This window comes from Melioribacter sp. Ez-97 (assembly GCF_051488665.1).
GTDB lineage: Bacteria > Bacteroidota > Ignavibacteria > Ignavibacteriales > Melioribacteraceae > Melioribacter.
This window is the reverse complement of record NZ_JBPSEG010000006.1, coordinates 12220-31136: the sequence shown is the minus strand read 5'-3', so window position 1 is coordinate 31136 and position 18917 is coordinate 12220. Positions and strand designations below refer to the sequence as shown.

The following is an 18917-nucleotide window of genomic DNA, read 5'->3' as shown; positions in this document are numbered from 1 at the left end:
TTCATTTGTTCTCTAAAGTTACGAGGGGCAGTATCATTTCTTCCATCGAAATGCCTCCGTGTTGAAAACTGTCTTTGTAATAACTCAGATATTTATGATATTCGGTCGGGTAAACAAAATAGTAATCTTCTTTGGCGATAATATAACTGATAGTCACGCCGCGTTTGGGCAATCGATAGTCGGAAGGATTTTTAATATAGACTGCATGTTTATCGTCCACTTTCAGATTTCTTCCGAATTTGAATCTTAAATTTGTCGAAGCTTCCCTGTCGCCCAGCACCTTTGCTCCGCGCATTGTTCTTATGCTTCCGTGATCGGTGGTTACAATTACTTTTACTTTCGGAATGCTCGAAATTGTTTTAAGCGTGTTGAACAGATAAGAATACTTAAACCAGCTTTCCGTCAGCGATCTGTATGCCGATTCATCCGGAGCTATTTCTTTTAATATTTGAGAATCCGACCTGCCGTGAGCGATCATATCGAGAAAATTTACCACTATTGCCGTTAAGTGAGTGTTTTTATACGAGAGAACGTTTTGTTCAAAAGTTCTTCCGACTTCCGGATCGATAATTTTAATGTACTGCAAATCGTTCTTAAGTTTTATTCTTTTCCTTTCGAGCAGCCTCTCGAGCAATTCTTTTTCATATTTATTCATACTTCTTTCGTCGTCGTTGCCGGACGTCCAGAGCTGCGGATAGAATTTCTCGATTTCAGAAGGAAACAAACCGGCAAATAACGAATTGCGAGCATAAGGCGTGGCTGTGGGCAATATCGACAAATAGTATTCTTTCTTGATGCTGAAATAATCTTTTAGATGTTTTTCCATTACAAGCCATTGATCCATTCTCAGGCAGTCGATAACAAAAAGGAAAACCGGATTTCCTTCGTTGTCGAGATGCGGCAGAAGATATTTTTCCAGGATACGATTTGTTAAGACCGGTCCGGTTTCCTCTTCTTCGAGCCAATGTCTGTAATTTTTTTCTATGTATTTCGAAAAGATTTGATTGCATTCTTTCTTTTGTTCGTTTAGAGTCTGGCGCAGGTCGATTTCGGGATGAACGTCCAATTCCATATCCCAATAAATTAGTTTATTGTTAATGTCGATCCAATCGTCGTAATTCGGTTCGTTCATTAATATCCGGGTAATCGAATTGAAATCTTCGAGATAATCCTTGGCGACAAATTCGCCCGATATTTTTTTCTTTTCGAGCATTTTTTTGCAAACCATTAAAACTTGCGAGGGCACAACAGGCTTGATTAAATAATCCGATATTTTGCTGCCTATGGCTTCGTTCATAAGAGATTCTTCCTCGCTTTTCGTAACCATAACGACTGGAATATTCGGATTTATTTCTTTTATTCTCGAGAGAGTCTCGAGCCCGCCCATTCCGGGCATCATCTCGTCGAGGAAAATAAGATCGTAATTTTTCGATTTCACCTGATTGATAGCGTCGTTTCCGTTTGTAACGGTATCTACTTCATAGCCTTTTTCGTTAAGAAAAATAATGTGCGATCTTAAAAGTTCTATTTCGTCGTCGATCCATAAAATTCGACTCGGTCTCATTTCAAAACCTCTTAATTATTGGATTGCAATTCTTACGTCGACGCCCGCTTCGTTTGTGGTAGTCGGAGGCACGCGCGATGCGCCCTGCGGTTCGATAGTCGACCTTCTGTAGAAAATCGACAATGTAACTCTGGAACTCATTACGTATTTAATCTTCGGTTCCAGAACCGTATTTATTTTACCGTCCTGAGGCGTTCCTCCTTCCTTGAAATTATCCATATTATAAACGACGGTCGAATTCTGACCGTTGGTGTACGATATCGAAACCTCCAGGTCGTTCTTTAAAGAAATTCCGAACAAAGGCAAGTCGAAACCGCTTTTCGAATAACTCAAGGATACATTTATATCGCGAGAAAACGATTCAGTAATATTTCTTGTGGAAGAACCGAGCGAGTACGAATTCCTCGTTGTATATCTTATTGTGCTCTGTAAAGAGCCTCCCCATAAATTATCAAATTGGAATGTAATTCCCAAAAGCGGAGTAAACGAGTAATCGACTTTCTGTGTTTGTATCTCCTGAATTCCGTCGGGATTTATCAACCACCCTTCGCTGTAGTTGGAAGAATAAGCGTGATTAATCGTTATTCTTTTTGCAAACGACAAGAGTTCGTATTTTTCGAGTCCGGTCCACGAGAAGCTCCAGTTCGGACGAGGTATGTATTTGAATAACTTTGAGAGTACCGGAAATTTTTCCAGTATCGATGTAGTTTCAAATCCTCTTACAAATGCATCGGACAAACTTTGAGTGGGATTCTCCGAATTCTTGTTATAAAGTTCGTGGACTTTTGAAATGCCGTTGCCGAAACCGAAGGGAATAAACAGGAACGATCTGTTCAACGTTCCCGTTGTGTTATAAACCTCGGCGTAGGCTAATCCGTTTTCGTCGGTTTTGAAGTTAATCGACTTGTTTATGCCCCAACCTACTTTCCAGCTTATATCGAGTTGAGCGCCTTCCCAAAGCGGTCTGGACGTTCGCATATCGATATCGTTTTTGTGCGTGTAATTGTCAGTCAAATTTCCGAACGGCGATCTGGGACCGATATCATTTGAAAACCCGAGCATGAACAGCCGGGACGGCCCGTTGGCGGACGATTGTTTGAATCCCCAGAAATTGTTGAATCCGGTGCCTTCGCCTTTTAAACCGCCTCCCGTATAACTGCTCGACTGCGAAAAGTTGAAAGAAATCTGATCATAGTCGATCAGGAGCCATTTTATGCCGAGTTTCAAATATTCCAGCACGACAGTAAATGTTCCGGGACCTTCGCTTAACTCAGCTTCGCTCATTAAATCGGAAATCAATGAGTCTTTCACTGCGGCAGAATCTTGTTGCGCGTTATCCCTGGCTATTTGTCTGTCGACGTCAACTCCTCGCTGCTGATCTGATCTTCTGGCGCCGCGGCCTCTGCCGCCCTGAGCAGGCTGGTTCCTTTGCGTCTGAGATTGCGAAGGACTGCTTTCCTGGAACAGCGGAGCAAAAATCGATTTTAGTCTTACAGTCATACCCGCTGAAATTCTATTCGAATATCCTGCCGATCGACCCAAATCTTCCTGATTGAAATTGTAGGTCCAATTATACGTTACGCCGTAAGACGCATTTACGTTTACGTATCTGTTCAAATCCCAAAAAGTCGGTATCTTGGGATTTGTTCTTATGTCGAAACTTTGTCTGTAATTAAAATCTCTTCCGAAATATTCGCCGTTAAAAATATCGCGCCATACTTCGCTTTCGGAACGTTCATATAAACTGTCTTTCAACAGCAGATATGCCAGAGAAGACTGGACGTCGAAATTGTAAGCCATACTCAAATTCAGAAGTCCGCCTTCGGTAATTGCCCAGGTAAATCCGGCGTTACGAGAAGCCGTAAAGTCGCGTTGAATATTCGGTTTGTTTGCAAGCGTTCTGTTGACGGAATAGTTCCTTTTGCGCGAGGCATTTATTCCCGCGCTTATTGTCTGAGGAGCAAAATAAACTTTCATTTCTTTATAATCAGTCAACAAATCGAAAATGCTTCCGATTATCGGAATGTCTGCGGGTCTGAAGAAAAGCTCTCTGCTAAGATTTACCGAATAAGCAATGCTGCCGTTCCATTGCCAGCTGTTGCTTGTCAATATCGTCGGCGACGTATTTGTCGTTTTATTGTAATTAAAGCTGAACGTCAGATTATTGATTAAATCGCGAATATACCAGAGATCGGTCGGCACTTTGAATCTTACATTCGATAACGCCCACGATTCGGATAGGCTGTAGGTTCTTGTCGAATTAATAAATTCACTGATGGAATCTTCGATTGCCTGCGAATCCCAGTTTTGTTCTGTAAGAGCCTGTCTTAACTGCGTTTGAGCTTCGGAAACTTTTATATCCGTACCGGGCTTGAACAGCGGATTCTGCCTTCTTTCATTACGCGAATAAACAATTCTGAAATTGCTTCCGGCTAAATTAAGGGGAATAAGTTTTAACAAGTCCAAATCGACAGAAACGCCCCACGAAATGGCTTCGTTACGCGAACCGAAACGATCGGTCAATCTGTGAAAATAGGGATTTGTTTGACTGGCGTTGAAACTAACTTTCATAACGTCCGCCAGACCGAAAGAGCCCGAAAGACTGTAAGCCCATCCCGGAGTGTCGTCGGCTTCGAGTACTCTCAATTCGTTAATCCATACGCTGCCGGATATTTTTTCGCCCGGCGTTCCTTTGTCTGCCGGATTAATAATTCCAATCGTAAAGAAAGAAACTCTCGTAAGAGTAGGATTGCCTCGTATTCCGTAAGTGTGCCCTTCTTCCCCTTCGACCGGAACTCTGTAAACCGTATTGATATTCGAACTGTCGCGTCTCTGTTTAATTGCAGTCAATTCGGAGAAAATTATTTTTACCTCGTTCCAGTTTCTATTTTTACTATCGCTTCTGAGCGGTTGACGGTACTCGTAAAAATTCAACGAGTCCGACCCGAAACGGATATAGACTTCGGAGGAATAATTATCGGGACTTTCGTAATACGTAACGCTGCCCGGCATATCGTTTTCGTCTGCGTGGACGAAGAATTTCATTTGTTTGTAATTAAATAAATCGAGAGGCTTATAAAGATATTTTACGACTTCTCTTTTATCGCCGTCTTCAAGATTCTTGATTAAAAGTTCCAGCGACTGTTCGTTTTTATATATTTCGTAATCCGGTTGACTTCTGTCCCTTTCGCGTTCAACGCCGGGAGGCGAATGATATTCGGGATTATCCTCTACGTTAACTACCGAAACGGTCAATACGGTGTCGTCGTTGGTAACGCGCGGCGGTTCCAGAACTTTTTGCCACTGATTGCCCACAAGGTTCATTTCGGCAAATCGTAAATGAACCGGTCTGTCCGAACCCGAAATCCAGAATCTGATTGTTTCCACAACGGAAAAACTCGGGTCGCCGTATTTTTCGACATAATCTTTTAACGGTATACGGAATAGATACCAGCCGGCGTTATCGCCGCCGCCCTGTATAAAGGGATTTGACCTGTTTGTGTCGATCGGCACTTCATAACGGAAATAACTGTTAACCCGGTCAAGAGTAAAGTTGTGGTTTAAATCTTCCGAATCGGGCAGTCTTCCGATATCTATGGAAACGGCATTGCCCTGCGTTCCGTTAATTTGCGTATAGTCCGGATTCTGGGTCAATTGGAAGAAATAGTTGTCGTTGCTTGGATCCGGATTTGTTACAGGGTCGTAATTAGGCTCCTGCTCGTCAATCCACCCGTCGATACCGGTGTCTTCTCCTTCGTCAATTAAATCGTTGAAATTTTTATCCTCTGTGTCCAATTGTCCGTTTGGAATTATATCTTCGCTTATCTGCCCCAAATCGATGTTCAATTTTAAATCCGGCGGAGCGTCCTCGACTTTAACCCAGAATTCAATAAACTCGATGTTTTCTTCAATAAGATTGTTTGCCGTAGTCGACAGAAGCTTCATCATTCCCGCCCAATTTTTCTTTTTATCGCCTAAATCGGGATTCCAGTTATAAAATCCTGGCTTATCGGGAATGTATACAAAATCGAGAGCAGTAATAAGACTTTGATCCGGCGCGGCTTGCTTTCTATTGCCGTACAAATCATATATTGTCACATCTGAAGGCGTTCTGTTGAACCAGTATGCTTTTGCTTTGTGATTCATTCTTTCCATTTCCGGCAGAGCATCGATAAATGGAAGTCCGTTTGGAACGCTTATATCTTTCCAGGCTCCGTATTGCATTCCGAGTGGAATAATTCTCTTGGCTCCTTCGAAGTCGTCGATGTATGCGATACTTTTTCCTTCGTCGCTCGTAATAGCGCTTTTTTTAGTATTCGGGTCGGGACTCATGTAAGCATATTCGGCATTCAGAATAAGTTTGGACATCGTGCTTGTGGGTATAACGTAGTCGATTGCTTTTGTGAGAAACGGCATGTCGAGGCTGGTTTTGAAATCGAGTCCGAATATCGAGTTGTTCAACGGCTCCTCTCCGATTCTCACTTTGTCGCTTAACGTCTGTTGATTCAAATTAAGAAAAGAAAATCCGAGCGTAGTGTTGCGGTCGATTTCGTAAAGACCTCTTAAACCGACTAACGTTTTTGACGCCATCTGGAACAAATCGTTTTGCTCATATGTAATTTTCAAATCAGCCCCCGGAACAAGAGCTTCCGGTTTCCTGATAATTACCTGACCGATATTATAATCGACCGTATAATCGACGCCTTCAGTCAAAGCGTTGCCGTTCAAAAGAACTTTTACGGAATTTTCAACAACGTTGAATCCGATGTTGTATGAAGACGTTACAGATGCGGTATATTCGCCCGTAATCAAAAATTTATCTTTGGCTCTGTCCTGGCGGGCAAAATTGACTGTTGTATCGTAGACTGCGTCGTAGCGCAGTTCAGAAGGCAAATCCGACGGCAAATCGTCTCCGAATGGCTCGAGGACAGGGAAAATTATTTCGCCCGTCGATTTTATAATTGTTTTGCTCGGAATGAAATCAAAAGCGCCGTCGGGACCGCCAGTACCGCTCTCGTCGGTTTTATCGAATCCGAACGCCTGAATTAATTTAATTCCGTTATAGTCGCTCTGAGCCTCGCCTCCTTCAAACTGGTATTTTATATCGAGTTTGAAACCTTCCTTATTAATTTCTCTTCCGCCGATAGCGTAAATATTTTTTAGCTGAAGTTTCCAGGCTTTTTTAAATTGAGGCTGAAGATTAGGAGGTTTAACTAAGAGCAATACAATATTTGCGGAACTGTCGGCTGCAACGTCTTTAAGAAACTCGCCGTAATAAATATCGTCGTCAGGAGAAGCAGTAGGACCTTCTCGTCTGAAGGCAACTGCAACAGCCTCTTGCTGTTGAATTTGTGTTTTGAAACTGATGAAACCTGTCTCTGGGTGAACTTCGTAATCGACATTTTCCTGTAATTTTATCCAGCGGACGCCTATTTCCTGTACGCCGCTGACAGTTTGCTGATCAGTATTCCTCAAATCGTCGTATTTTTCATTGGCTCTGCGGGGTCGCAAATCGATAAACGCGTGCCCTTTTCTTTCATTCGGATTATATAAACCGGTGTAAGTTTTCCAGACTTCAATTTCTTTTATCCTAAGAGAATCGATTACCTCCGGAATAAATTTACTGTAATAGCGATTGAAAACTTTCAAGTTCGGGTCGGTATAAACTTCATGAACAAAAAAGTGATTAGGCGAATAATCGTAAGCGTGAATTTGAAACTCCTGCGATTTAGAACCGCCGCTGACGGATACTTCCTGAGTTTCTCCTTTCTTCTGCGAAGCAAGAGCGGTTAATTTCAACGGTCCTAACTGAAAATTGGCTTTAATACCGAAAAGAGCTTCGCTCCCGCCAATCAACGGCGAAGTTTGAAGCGATACGTTTCCCGCTTCGATACTCTGGATTATTTCGTCTTCGTAGCCTGTATATTTTAATTTCAGCTGGTTTTCGTATTGGAACGTACGTTCCGTGTTCCAATCCGCCGCAATGTTTAGTTTATCGCCTATTGTTCCGCTAAGATTGATTTGCACCTGCTGCCGGAAATCGGGCTCGTTACGAGTGTTGCCTAACGCGGAAGTGGTAATCCCTTCTGTGGTTTCGTTACGCCAAGCTCCGTGAATGTCAACCGCTCCTGCTATTTTAATGTTTATTTTAGGAGGTCCGAAAATGCTGAACAACGATTTGCTCGGCAGCGGAATTTCGATATTGGTAATGTCGGTTATAAGCTGACTTAAATCTTTATTCTGATCTTTGAGTTCGTACTTGTACGCCAGCTTTTCCCATTCGTCCTTTGTTATCGAAGCAAGTCTAAGATTAATATAATCCTCGAGCGACATTTCGAGTAAAATTCTGTATTCGTCGTCGCCAATTAACTCTTTGATAATCACTTTAGAGCCGGTTGAATCCAATTCCACTACCCTTTTTAGAACAGCAGACGAGGGCTCGATAAATAAGGGATATCTTCTTTTGGGTCTGAACGGCACCACATAATAGTCGTCGCGTTTTGCGCTGAAATATTTTATGCGCGCAGTCGAATCCGCTGCAAGCGAATCAATCCGGCGTATCGAATCCTGTTTGGCTTTTAGAATCAGAGAATCCCGGCGCGATAATTCGACAATCGTTGAATCGCGTCTCAATTCTTCTTCGTCTTTTTCTGTGGAATCCGGGACGGAAAGATATTTTAATCCGGACTGACGATAATTTAAAATACTTTCGGGATTGTACAGATTGCCCTTTTTGCCTTTCGGGGAGGCTAATTTGAATCCCGTTGTAACGAGTCCGCTTAAGGCTATAAAGATTATTACCCGAATAAGAATATTTTTTTTACCGGAATAGATTTTCAACCTGCCAATTAGTTACAAGAATAGTAGAATAATAATCTATATACCTCCCCTTTTTTTCGTTCAAAATTTAGCAATTTTTTTTGACTTTACAATCCGTCAATAAATAAATTTTCTTCTACAAAACAACCAATCCCCTCTTACTAATCCCTAACAACTAATCCCTAATCCCTAAATAATATCCTTCAATTCGGTTTTAACGTCAAGCGTATCGATAATATTATTTTTTTCGACAATAACTGCGCTCAATTTGTTTCCTACGCAAGCGCCCGTATCGATATAAACCGCGTTTGAATCTTCAACAAATGTTACGTCGGGCTGTTTGGTATGACCGACAATCTGGAGTTTTCCTAAATTGAGCAAAGGATCGCGCGTCCACATCACTCCCCGGTCGGTATTAATATCGGCTTCGATAAACGGAGCCAGGAGTTCGAGATTATTCCGGAAATCTTCCGGCAGGTACTTTTCGTAACTGTTCGAAATACCTGCATGCGAAATAAAACAATCCTCAAGGTTATAATAGAGCGGAGCCTGTTTTATAAAATCGATATGCTCGAACATTTCCTTTTGATGATCTTCATAAGAAAGAAGCGTCGGTTCGTTGCCGTTAAAAAACCAGGAACGGGCAAATACGCTCGATGGATCTTTAAAGAAATGATAGAACATATAATCGTGATTGCCCGGAGTAATTTTAATCTCGTTTTTAATAACGAATTTAATTACGTCATAACTGAAATTTCCTCTGTCGACCAGATCGCCGACAGTATAAATTTCGATACCCGGATATTTTTCTTTAATATTCTGGTAAAGCGCTTTAAGCGTAAAAAAACAACCGTGAATGTCGCCGATAACAGCAATCATATATGATAAGTCTTTTTGGCAAATTCCGTTAATTCGTCCCTGAAAGCAGGATGAGCAATTTCAATTAAAGCGCGAGCCCGCTCCTGAATGGTTTTACCGAACAGATTGGCAATTCCGTATTCGGTAACAACGTAATGGACGTCCCCTCTCGAGGTAACAACTCCCGCGCCTTCTTTAAGAGTCGGCACAATTTTAGAAAATTTCATATTCGACGTTGCAGCCGGAAGCGCGATAATCGGCTTGCCTCCTTCGGACCTAGCGGCTCCGCGCACAAAATCGACCTGTCCGCCTATGCCGCTGTATAATTTAGTGCCGATACTGTCGGCGCACACCTGCCCTGTAAGGTCTATTTCGATGGCAGAATTGATAGCCACCATTTTATTGTTCTTGGCAATTAAAAACGGATCGTTTACGTATTCCTGCGGATGAAATTCGAAGATCGGATTATTGTCGATAAAACGATACGACTTTTTCGTGCCGAGAACGAATCCGGCTATTATTTTTCCCGGATGAAGAGTTTTCTTCTCGCCGTTTACCACTCCTTCTTCAATCAGTTCTATTAGTCCGTCTGAAAACATTTCCGTGTGGACGCCCAGATCATTTTTTTCGTGTAAATATTTCAGCACCGCATCGGGTATCGATCCGATACCCATTTGAATAGTTGAGCCGTCCTCGATAAGATTGGCAACGTTACGGCCAATTTTATCGTATATTTCGAGTTCTTCCTTGGATGCGTTCGGGTCTACCTGCGGCAGTTCCTGCAACGGTTCGTCCACTTCGACGATATAATCGATTTTATTTATATGAATGAAACTATTGCCCAGACCTCTCGGCATTTGCTTGTTTACCTGCGCAATTACCACTTTAGCTTTTTCCGCCGGAGTTTTAATATTGCCTACATCGATACCGTAACTGCAAAAACCGTGTTCGTCCGGCGGCGAAACGTGAATCATGGCAACGTCAGCCTGCAAAACTCCGCGCTTGAAGAGAAGCGTAACCTCGGAAAGAAAAATCGGAATAAATTCGGCGCGTCCTTCGTTTACGGCTTTTCTTGTATTATGCCCGATAAAAAAGGCTTTGTGTTTGAAATGTTTTTCCATTCCCGGTTCAGTATAAGGCAGGTTCCCGACAACGAGTATATGATAAATTTCGACGCCGAACAATTCGTCTTTTCTTTTAACCATTGCGTTAATCAAATTCAAAGGCGCGGCGCATCCCGGTTGAATTACAATCTTATCTCCGCTTTTGATTACCTTGACCGCTTCTTCGGCGCTTACGAGTTTGGACGTATATTTGCTGATCCACGGAGCGCCGGAAGTTTTATTTATGCTTGTTTGTTCTAAAGTCATAAAGCACCCAATTTTTAATTAGTCGGGAAAATATGTAATCTTCTGAATTCGAGTCCGTAAACGTCGGCAATGTTTTCATTCGAACAAAAGCCGTTAAAAGTGCAAACGCCTTTCGAAAGCCCGGCGTCGCTCAATAAAGCTCTCGAAAGTCCGTTGTCCGCAATTTCGAGTATATATTCGATGGCTGCGTTCGTTAGACCGTAAGAAGCTGACCTCGAAACAAACGCGGGCATATTCGGAACGCAATAATGGATTACATCGTGCATTACATAAATAGGATCGGAAATTGAAGTGGGTCTGCTTGTTTCGACGCATCCGCCCTGATCGATCGATACATCAACAATTACCGAACCTTTCTTCATTGTTTTAACCATCTCTTCTGTAATCAAATGCGGCGCTTTTTCGGCTTTCATTTGGACTGCGCCAATCAGCAAATCGGCAAATTTTACTCCCCTTGCAATCGTATATTCGTTCGCGGCTACGGTAGTAATCGATTTCGAAATCAGGTCGTTAATTCTTTGAAGCCTTCTCAAATCTTTGTCGAGGACGATAACATGAGCTCCTCTCGAATAAGCTGTTCTTGCGGCATTAAAACCGACTACGCCGGCGCCTAAAATAACGACTGCCGCAGGCGCTACGCCGGGAATGCCTCCCAATAATATTCCTCTGCCGATCGGATGATCGCTGCCGAGATAACGCTCGCCGGCTTGAACCGCCAGCTGTCCCGCTATTTCGCTCATCGACTGAAGCACCGGCAGGTGATCTCCCTTTTCGATTAATTCGTAAGCAATTGCCACTATTTTCTTTTTCAGCAGTTTTTCGATAATGCTCTTTTTATTAACAGCCAGATATAAGAATGAAAAAATTATTTGTTCGTCTTTTAACAAATCGGCTTCTTCGTCCGTTAAAGGGGCAATCTTAACAATCATATCGGCGCGTTGATAAACCTCTTCGGCGGAATAAACAATATTTGCACCCACCTGCCTGTATTCTTCGTCTGTAAAATGACTGTCCAATCCGGCGCCTGTTTCGATAAAAACGGTATGACCCGATTTAACCAGAGTATTGACTCCGGCCGGAGCCAGAGCTACCCTCTTTTCTTCATAATGCTTTTCTTTCGGTATTCCGATTCTCATAAGCACACTTTTATTTATTTTAAGTAAAAATAGTTATTTACTATCCATTCCACAAATCAATTAACCGGAGTAATCGGCTTTTTGCCTTTCAATACGGCTTCGACGTTCCGGGCAGCCAGCATAGCCATTTCTTCTCTTGTTTCCGTAGTAGCGCTGCCGATATGCGGCAGAAGAACGACGTTTTGCAGTTTCAACAATTCCGGATTTATATCCGGCTCGTTTTCATAGACGTCGAAACCCGCGCCTTTAATTTTTTTCTTCTTCAATAATTCTATTAAATATTTTTCTTCAATCACCTCTCCGCGCGCTGCGTTTACAATAATTGCGCTCTTTTTCATCAGTTTCAGATTAGAGCGATTGATAATATGATAAGTGTCTTCCGTAAGGGGAAGATGAACGGAAATTATATCCGCATTTTTCATCAGGAAATCGAGACTAACTTTTTTCCCTTTCAATTCATTTTCGATAATCGAATTTTTCGATCTATTGAAATAGATGATTTTTGTTTTGAAAGCTTTAATTCTCCGGGCTACTTCCGTTCCTATCTCACCCGCGCCGACTATCCCTACGGTTTTACCTTTCAGTTCTGTTCCCAAAAACAAGTCGGGCATCCATCCTTTGAATTTGCCTTCGCGCATAAATTTTTCGGCTTCGATCAAACGTCGCGTGCACGCCAGAATTAAAGAGATTGTTAGTTCGGCGGTTGCGTCGCTCAAAACACCGGGCGTATTTGTAACTACAATCCCTTTCTTTTTTGCGTATTGAATATCGATATTATTGTAACCGACGGCGAAATTTGCAATCACTTTACAATTTGACAATTCGTCTAAAACTTCCCGGTCGACTTTATTTGACAGCAACGTTATAATACCTTCGGCTTTTGAAGCTTTTTTAATCAATTCATTTTTTGATACCGGTTCTTTTCCGGTGTAAACCGAAACCGTAAAACCTCTTGACCTCAAATACCTGTCGATTTTACCGGGGAGTTTGCTTGTTATGAATACTTTTTTAGCCATTTTTTATCCGAATAAAAGTTTTACGATAAAAAGCGCTCCGAGAATACCGGCAATATCTGCGGCTATGCCTGCGATAACGGCATGACGAGCTCTTTTAATATTAACCGAACCGAAGTAGAGCGCCAAGACATAAAATGTAGTTTCGGTGCTACCCATAATTGTTGAAACCAAAATTCCGATAAACGAATCGGGACCGTGAACGGTAATAATTTCTGACATAATGCCGAGCGAGCCGCTTCCCGAAAGAGGACGCATTAGAGCCATCGGCAGAGCCTCTGCCGGAAAACCGATTAAATCAGTCAACGGAGACAGGAGTTTTACAAACAAATCGAGCGCGCCGCCGGCTCGGAAAATTCCGATTGCAACGAGCATTGCAACCAGATATGGAATTATTTTCACGGCGATCTTAAATCCTTCTTTTGCGCCCTCCACAAATACTTCATAAATTTTTATTTTTTTCAAAACGCCGTATCCTACGAACGCCAGTATTATCAAAGGGATAGCGACAGTCGATACAATTTGCACTGTATTTTTTAGCGCCTCGGCAGAAATGCCGTAAAAGAATAGAATTACTGCCATGCCAATGAAAAGCAAAAAGAAAAAAAGAGGTTTGACAAACGATCTTAAATCTACTCTCCCTTTTGAAACGTACTCGAAAATTTTTGCCGTGGTAATTCCGGCAACAGTGGCGCATAAAGCTCCGAAAAATGAAGTGCCGATTATAATTGCAGGTTGGCTGCTGCCAGCCGCGGCTCGCACTGCTATTGCAGTAGCGGGTATCAATGTCAATCCGGCTGTGTTGATTGCCAGAAACATACACATTGCGTTCGTAGCGGTTCCTTTTTTATCATTTAAAGCGTCGAGTTCTTCCATTGCTTTAAGACCGAACGGAGTAGCGGCGTTACCCAATCCCAACATGTTTGCCGATATATTCATAATAATCGAACCGATTGCGGGATGGTCGTGCGGCACATCGGGAAAAAGAAATTTTGTAAGAGGCTTAATCAGTACCGATATTTTACGAATTAGACCGGCGTCTTCCGCTATTTTCATTAAGCCGAGCCACAGAGCCATTATTCCGATCAATCCCAAAGAAATATTCACGGCGGTAGACGCATAGTCGATTGCCGCATTTGTAACGTTTTTCAGTTTTAGAAAATTTACTTCTTCCACTTGCAGAAACGCTTCGGCTCTGTCCGAATCGATCTCTTTATTTATTATAAGTTTTCCCGTAATGTCGTTTTTATCCCCGTTTGCGGCGGCTATTTCCTTCCATAATTGAGGGTCGTTCTCCCCGATCGTAATTTTTATGTTGTATTTGTTTTTTTCTTTAGTCGATTTATACTCTACTTTATTTCTTATGTCTCTTTGAATTTCAGAGCGGTAAAATTCCGAATAGGTATCTTTCGGAATTATCAACTCGCCTTTGCCTTCGCTTTCTCCGCTTCGGACAAAATAGGCGGGCAAATTTTTCCCGTTCATATATTTGTTTTCATGATAATCAGATAAGTCACAGATAACAGCCGAAGCGATTCCGATTGAAAGGAGAGCCAGCCAGATATAATTGAGCATACGGTTTTATTCTTTAATTTGATTTCTTTTTTGACAAAATTATAAATTAATAGACAAAAATGGGATTTTTTTTACCCGGAGGAAAAATATATGAAAACGGCTCTGGTTCAGTATTCGCCCGAGTGGGAAAACATCGAAAAAAACATCGAAAAAATCGAAAGACTTTTGTCCGGCATAAGTTCGCCTCTCGATTTAATCGTTTTTCCCGAAATGACATTAACCGGCTTTACGATGAATCAAAAAGATTTCGGCGAAGATATAGACGGCGCTTCTTTTCGATATTTTATGGATTTATCGAATCGACTGAAGACTGACGTAATTTGCGGAATAATAGAAAAAGAAGGCTCTAATTATTACAATTCGTCTGTTCACTTCAGCAAAGGATTAATTGCCGCAGTCTACAGAAAAATTCATCTCTTCAGCCATTCAAAGGAAAATAATTATTACGCTAAGGGAAAAGACCCGGTCGTTACAAAAGTCGGCGGAATAAAGACAGGAATGAGCGTCTGTTACGATTTACGTTTTCCCGAGTTATACAGACTGCTAAGAAAAGAAGGCTCTGAAATCCTGATTGACATAGCAAATTGGCCTGTCGACAGAATTGAACACTGGCGCGTTCTTTTGAGAACCAGGGCAATTGAAAATCAATCTTATGTAATCGGAGTTAACCGCACCGGCAATGATCCTTTTTATAAATACAACGGTTACTCGTCGGTTTACGACCCGATGGGAAATTTAATTACGGAATCAAAAGACGAAGAAAAGGTTTTAATTGCGGATCTTGACAGTGACGAAGTGCGAAAGACGCGCGATACGTTCAAATTCGGCGAAGATATCTGTTTGATTTAAAAAGAGAAGGCTGCCCGCATAAGGCAGCCTCCGGAATTAAAGCGAACTTTCGCCCGATTCGCCGGTTCTTATTCTGATTGCATCTTTCACATCGTAGATAAAAATCTTTCCGTCTCCTACCTGACCGGTTTTGGCAATTTTAATTATAGTTTCGACTGCCGTTTCGACCCGGTCGTCAACGCAAATCAATTCGATTTTTACTTTCGGTACGAAGTTTAAGTTGTATTCCGTGCCGCGATAAACTTCTTTGTGTCCTTTTTGCCTGCCGTAACCTCTTACTTCGGAAACCGTTAAACCTGCAAATCCGGCTTCGCTCAAAGCTTCCTGAACTTCGTCGAGTTTATGCGGACGTATAATGGCTTCGATTTTTTTCATATTTACCTCTATTATTTTTTTATAAACTGATTCCGATTACATAAAACAGGTCTTCCGTTGCAGGATTTAGAATGACGGAACCGAAAACGGGCAGTTCAAAGCTTTCGCTTATTTTTATTGATTTACCGGCGGTTATGCCTAGATTTATTATGTTAAAGTTATCCGTTCCGTAATACATAGCGTCTTCGCCAGGAGTGGCGCCGAGGAACAGGTCGAGACTGACGTCTTTAACCGAAGTCGAATAGCCGAGCTCCACATAAACAGGATTGTTTTCTACGTTATACAAAAAGTAGTTGAAGCTGATCGAAACGGGAAAACTTTCCGAGCCGCCGTAGCCTACATTTAACTCGATAAAATGAGCGCCCGGACCTTCGGCATCGTCGTAATTATTGAAATTACCGATTTTCGTACCGCTGTTCGGATTCATATAATCGGTAAATCCGATACTCAAATCGCCCGCTTTGCCCAATGAAAATGAATAAGAAGCGTAGAAATCAATTTCATTTAATCCTGCCGGATCGGACATCGGATAAGCTCCCCAGAATCCGGCTGAAAATCCGCCGGCAGAAAGTTCTACGGTCGGCTGTATACTCGGATTATTATTGCCCAGATCCGCTCCTCTCCATATATAACGGCTGACTATATCGGCGCCGACGGATAATTCCTGAGCGGTAATAAAACCGTAAGACAAAATCAAAATCGCAAAAATTTTATAAAAAGCTTTCATTTTATTCCTCCGTGTAATTGAATGATGTTATTGTTTATACTATTTGGATACTTTTTCAAATTCGGGGTAACATTCAAGACCGTGTTCGCCGACGTCGAGACCTTCGAGTTCTTCTTCCGGCGAAACCCGCAATCCGATTGTCTTTTGAATCAGTTTGAAGAGAATGAATGCGGTCGTAAACGTCCATACAAATGCGGATACTATACCCAGAAGCTGCACGCCGACCACTGAAAGTGAAAATCCGTTTATATCTAAAACGCCTGCCATTAAAGTGCCCCAAGCTCCGCAAACGCCGTGAACTGAAATTGCTCCGACCGGGTCGTCAATTTTCAAAGTTCTTTCGATAAAGATAACGCTAAGCACTACTATAACGCCGGATGTAAGACCAATAATAACGGAACTGAGCGCGCTTACATTAGCGCAGCCTGCCGTAATAGCCACCAGCCCAGCCAGAGCGCCGTTAAAAGTCATAGTAGCTTCGGGCTTTTTGAATACAAACCATGCGGTAAACATTGCCCCTACCGCTCCGGCTGCGGCGGCTAAATTTGTATTAACGGCTATCGACGCTATATCGGTTATCGCTGCCGTAGTGCTGCCGGGATTAAAACCGAACCACCCGAACCACAATATAAATGTGCCCAGTGCCGCTAAAGTTATATTATGACCCGGAATTGCCTTTGCCCTTCCGTTTCTGTCGAATTTACCGATTCTCGGTCCGAGTACAATTGCTCCGGCAAGAGCCGCCCATCCTCCTACCGAGTGAACAACTGTAGAACCTGCAAAATCGATAAAACCCAACCCTTCTAACCATCCGCTGCCATTGTAAAGACTTCCCCATGCCCACGATCCGAAAACAGGATAGATAATAGCAGTAATTACCGCCGAGTAGGCAATATATCCGATAAATTTTGTTCTCTCTGCCATAGCTCCCGAAACTATAGTGGCAGCCGTAGCAGCAAAGACCACCTGGAAGAGCCAGAACGCAAAGAGCCAGGGGTCGCCGTCTTTTGTAAAGTCGGACAGGAAAAATCCGTCGGTTCCAAAAAATCCGGTTGTAGTCGTTCCGAACATAATTCCGAATCCGATCGCCCAAAAAATTAACGAGCCGACGGAAAAATCCATCAGATTCTTCATAAGAATGTTAACCGTATTCTTAGCCCTGGTCAAACCGGCTTCGACCATCGCAAAACCGGCCTGCATAAAGAATACAAGAAAAGCTGCAACCATTGTCCAGACATAGTCGGCATGCGTCTGAACTTCGGCAATCTTCTCAGCATTGCTTTCAAGCGTCGGCGTTGAACTTTGCGCCATAAGCAATACAGGCAAGGCAAACAGAAATAAGATTACTTTTTTGGAGTTTTTCATAAACCCTCCTCGTTTAGTTTGAAATAAGAAATAAATTGCTTGATGGATTTAATAATTTAGTTATTTGCGCCCTTATATATTAGAAAATAATACTTATCAAGATATTTTCCTTATTTATTAAATTCTATTTGCAAATATAATCTTCTCTCCTTAAATGTCAAGCATAAATATTAATTATTTATGAATATTAGTGTATTTTACTTAGTTTATAAGGTTTTATAATGTTATTAACAAATATTTTTAGTATCAGTGAAGAGATTTCGGTAGAATTATTTTCATAAATCTGCGATAGTTTTGCGGGAGTATTTTCTTGTCTGAGGTATTCTCCCATGATAAAAGGGGTGAATTCGGGATGAAATTGCACGCCCCATGCGTTTTCGCCGACGCGGATGGCATGGTGATTTTCAAATTCGTTATAAGCCAGTCGCGTTATTCTTGACGAAGTTTTTAAAATTGTTTGCGAATGTATAGCAAAGGCTCGAAAATCTCCGGGCAGAAGACCGAAAAGATTGTCGTTTTTTGCTTCCGGCGTCGTAATAATATCAACTATTCCGGCTTCAAGTCCATTCAGATTAAAACCGATTTGACAACCCGCCGCTTTTGCCAGGAGTTGATGCCCGTAACAGATACCGAAATAAGGAATGTTGAGATCCAGAATTCGGGAAACAATTCCCGAAAGATATTCGGCATATTCGCCCTCTTCGCTTAACATCGAATGCGATCCCGTGGAAATAAAACCGCCGTATTTTTCGATATCAATCGGGACTCCGTTTCCGGGATCGACAATTTCAATTTCATCGCGCGGGATATCCAATACCGACACAATCCAGTCTTCGAAATCGCCAGATTGGATTTTTAAAGTCTTGTAGGTTGTACCTAATTTCAAAATGCATAATTTTTTCATAAGAAACGGAGTCCTTTTTTAATTAAAGAGCCGCTTCGCCCGATTCTCCGGTGCGTATTCTTATGGCGTCCTTTAAGTCATAGATGAAAATTTTACCGTCGCCTACTTCGCCGGTTTTAGCCGTTTTCATAATAATATCAATTGCTTTTTCGAGGCGGTCGTCCGTGCAAATCATTTCGATTTTTACTTTCGGCACAAAATTAATGTTGTATTCCGTGCCTCGATAAACTTCTTTGTGACCTTTTTGTCTGCCATAGCCCCGCACTTCGGATACCGTAAGTCCCTGGAAGCCGGCGTCGCTTAGCGCTTCCTGAACTTCGTCGAGTTTATGCGGACGTATAATTGCTTCGATTTTTTTCATA

13 protein-coding genes are annotated in these 18917 nt (G+C 42.1%); 1 reads left to right on the top strand and 12 read right to left on the bottom strand.

Annotated elements, in window-relative coordinates:
• Nucleotide 1 precedes the first annotated feature (1 nt).
• The 7 genes from ACSSWA_RS08465 to ACSSWA_RS08435 form a co-directional block, all read right to left on the bottom strand.
• A complete protein-coding gene (locus tag ACSSWA_RS08465) occupies nucleotides 2-1564 on the bottom strand; it encodes a response regulator (protein WP_437356132.1) in 1563 nt (520 codons plus the stop codon).
• A gap of 15 nt (nucleotides 1565-1579) precedes the next feature.
• A complete protein-coding gene (sprA, locus tag ACSSWA_RS08460; RefSeq protein WP_437356131.1) occupies nucleotides 1580-8404 on the bottom strand; it encodes a cell surface protein SprA in 6825 nt (2274 codons plus the stop codon).
• 168 nt (nucleotides 8405-8572) lie between these two features.
• Nucleotides 8573-9262, bottom strand: a complete 690-nt coding sequence (locus ACSSWA_RS08455) for a metallophosphoesterase (protein ID WP_437356130.1) — start codon at nucleotides 9260-9262, stop codon at nucleotides 8573-8575.
• Nucleotides 9259-10611 carry an acetyl-CoA hydrolase/transferase family protein gene (locus ACSSWA_RS08450; protein ID WP_437356129.1) on the bottom strand — a complete coding sequence of 451 codons (1353 nt, stop codon included), beginning with the start codon at nucleotides 10609-10611 and terminating at the stop codon, nucleotides 9259-9261. Before ACSSWA_RS08450 ends, ACSSWA_RS08455 begins: the two co-directional genes overlap by 4 nt.
• Nucleotides 10612-10625: 14 nt before the next feature.
• Nucleotides 10626-11747 (bottom strand): alanine dehydrogenase, encoded by a 1122-nt coding sequence (gene ald, locus ACSSWA_RS08445; RefSeq protein ID WP_437356128.1) that lies wholly within the window; start codon nucleotides 11745-11747, stop codon nucleotides 10626-10628.
• A gap of 56 nt (nucleotides 11748-11803) precedes the next feature.
• Nucleotides 11804-12763, bottom strand: coding sequence for a 2-hydroxyacid dehydrogenase (locus ACSSWA_RS08440; RefSeq protein ID WP_437356127.1), 960 nt, complete (start codon nucleotides 12761-12763; stop codon nucleotides 11804-11806).
• Between the two features lie 3 nt (nucleotides 12764-12766).
• Complete coding sequence (locus tag ACSSWA_RS08435) at nucleotides 12767-14335, bottom strand: nucleoside recognition domain-containing protein (RefSeq protein ID WP_437356126.1); 1569 nt, start codon at nucleotides 14333-14335, stop codon at nucleotides 12767-12769.
• A gap of 90 nt (nucleotides 14336-14425) precedes the next feature.
• Between ACSSWA_RS08435 and ACSSWA_RS08430 the strand changes: the two genes are divergently transcribed.
• On the top strand, nucleotides 14426-15184 hold the full coding sequence (locus ACSSWA_RS08430; RefSeq protein WP_437356125.1) for a nitrilase-related carbon-nitrogen hydrolase: 759 nt from the start codon (nucleotides 14426-14428) through the stop codon (nucleotides 15182-15184).
• Between the two features lie 36 nt (nucleotides 15185-15220).
• Here the strand turns inward: ACSSWA_RS08430 and ACSSWA_RS08425 are convergent, their stop codons facing one another.
• The 5 genes from ACSSWA_RS08425 to ACSSWA_RS08405 all read right to left on the bottom strand — a co-directional run bounded on the left by ACSSWA_RS08425 (nucleotide 15221) and on the right by ACSSWA_RS08405 (nucleotide 18916).
• Nucleotides 15221-15559 (bottom strand): P-II family nitrogen regulator, encoded by a 339-nt coding sequence (locus ACSSWA_RS08425; RefSeq protein ID WP_422881611.1) that lies wholly within the window; start codon nucleotides 15557-15559, stop codon nucleotides 15221-15223.
• A 19-nt stretch (nucleotides 15560-15578) separates the two neighbouring features.
• Nucleotides 15579-16286, bottom strand: coding sequence for a TorF family putative porin (locus ACSSWA_RS08420; protein WP_437356124.1), 708 nt, complete (start codon nucleotides 16284-16286; stop codon nucleotides 15579-15581).
• A 39-nt stretch (nucleotides 16287-16325) separates the two neighbouring features.
• Nucleotides 16326-17651, bottom strand: a complete 1326-nt coding sequence (locus tag ACSSWA_RS08415; protein WP_437356123.1) for an ammonium transporter — start codon at nucleotides 17649-17651, stop codon at nucleotides 16326-16328.
• 187 nt (nucleotides 17652-17838) lie between these two features.
• Nucleotides 17839-18555 carry a glutamine amidotransferase-related protein gene (locus ACSSWA_RS08410; protein WP_437356122.1) on the bottom strand — a complete coding sequence of 239 codons (717 nt, stop codon included), beginning with the start codon at nucleotides 18553-18555 and terminating at the stop codon, nucleotides 17839-17841.
• 22 nt (nucleotides 18556-18577) lie between these two features.
• Entirely contained in the window at nucleotides 18578-18916 is a 339-nt protein-coding gene (locus tag ACSSWA_RS08405; RefSeq protein WP_437356121.1) for a P-II family nitrogen regulator, read from the bottom strand.
• Nucleotide 18917: the final 1 nt, after the last annotated feature.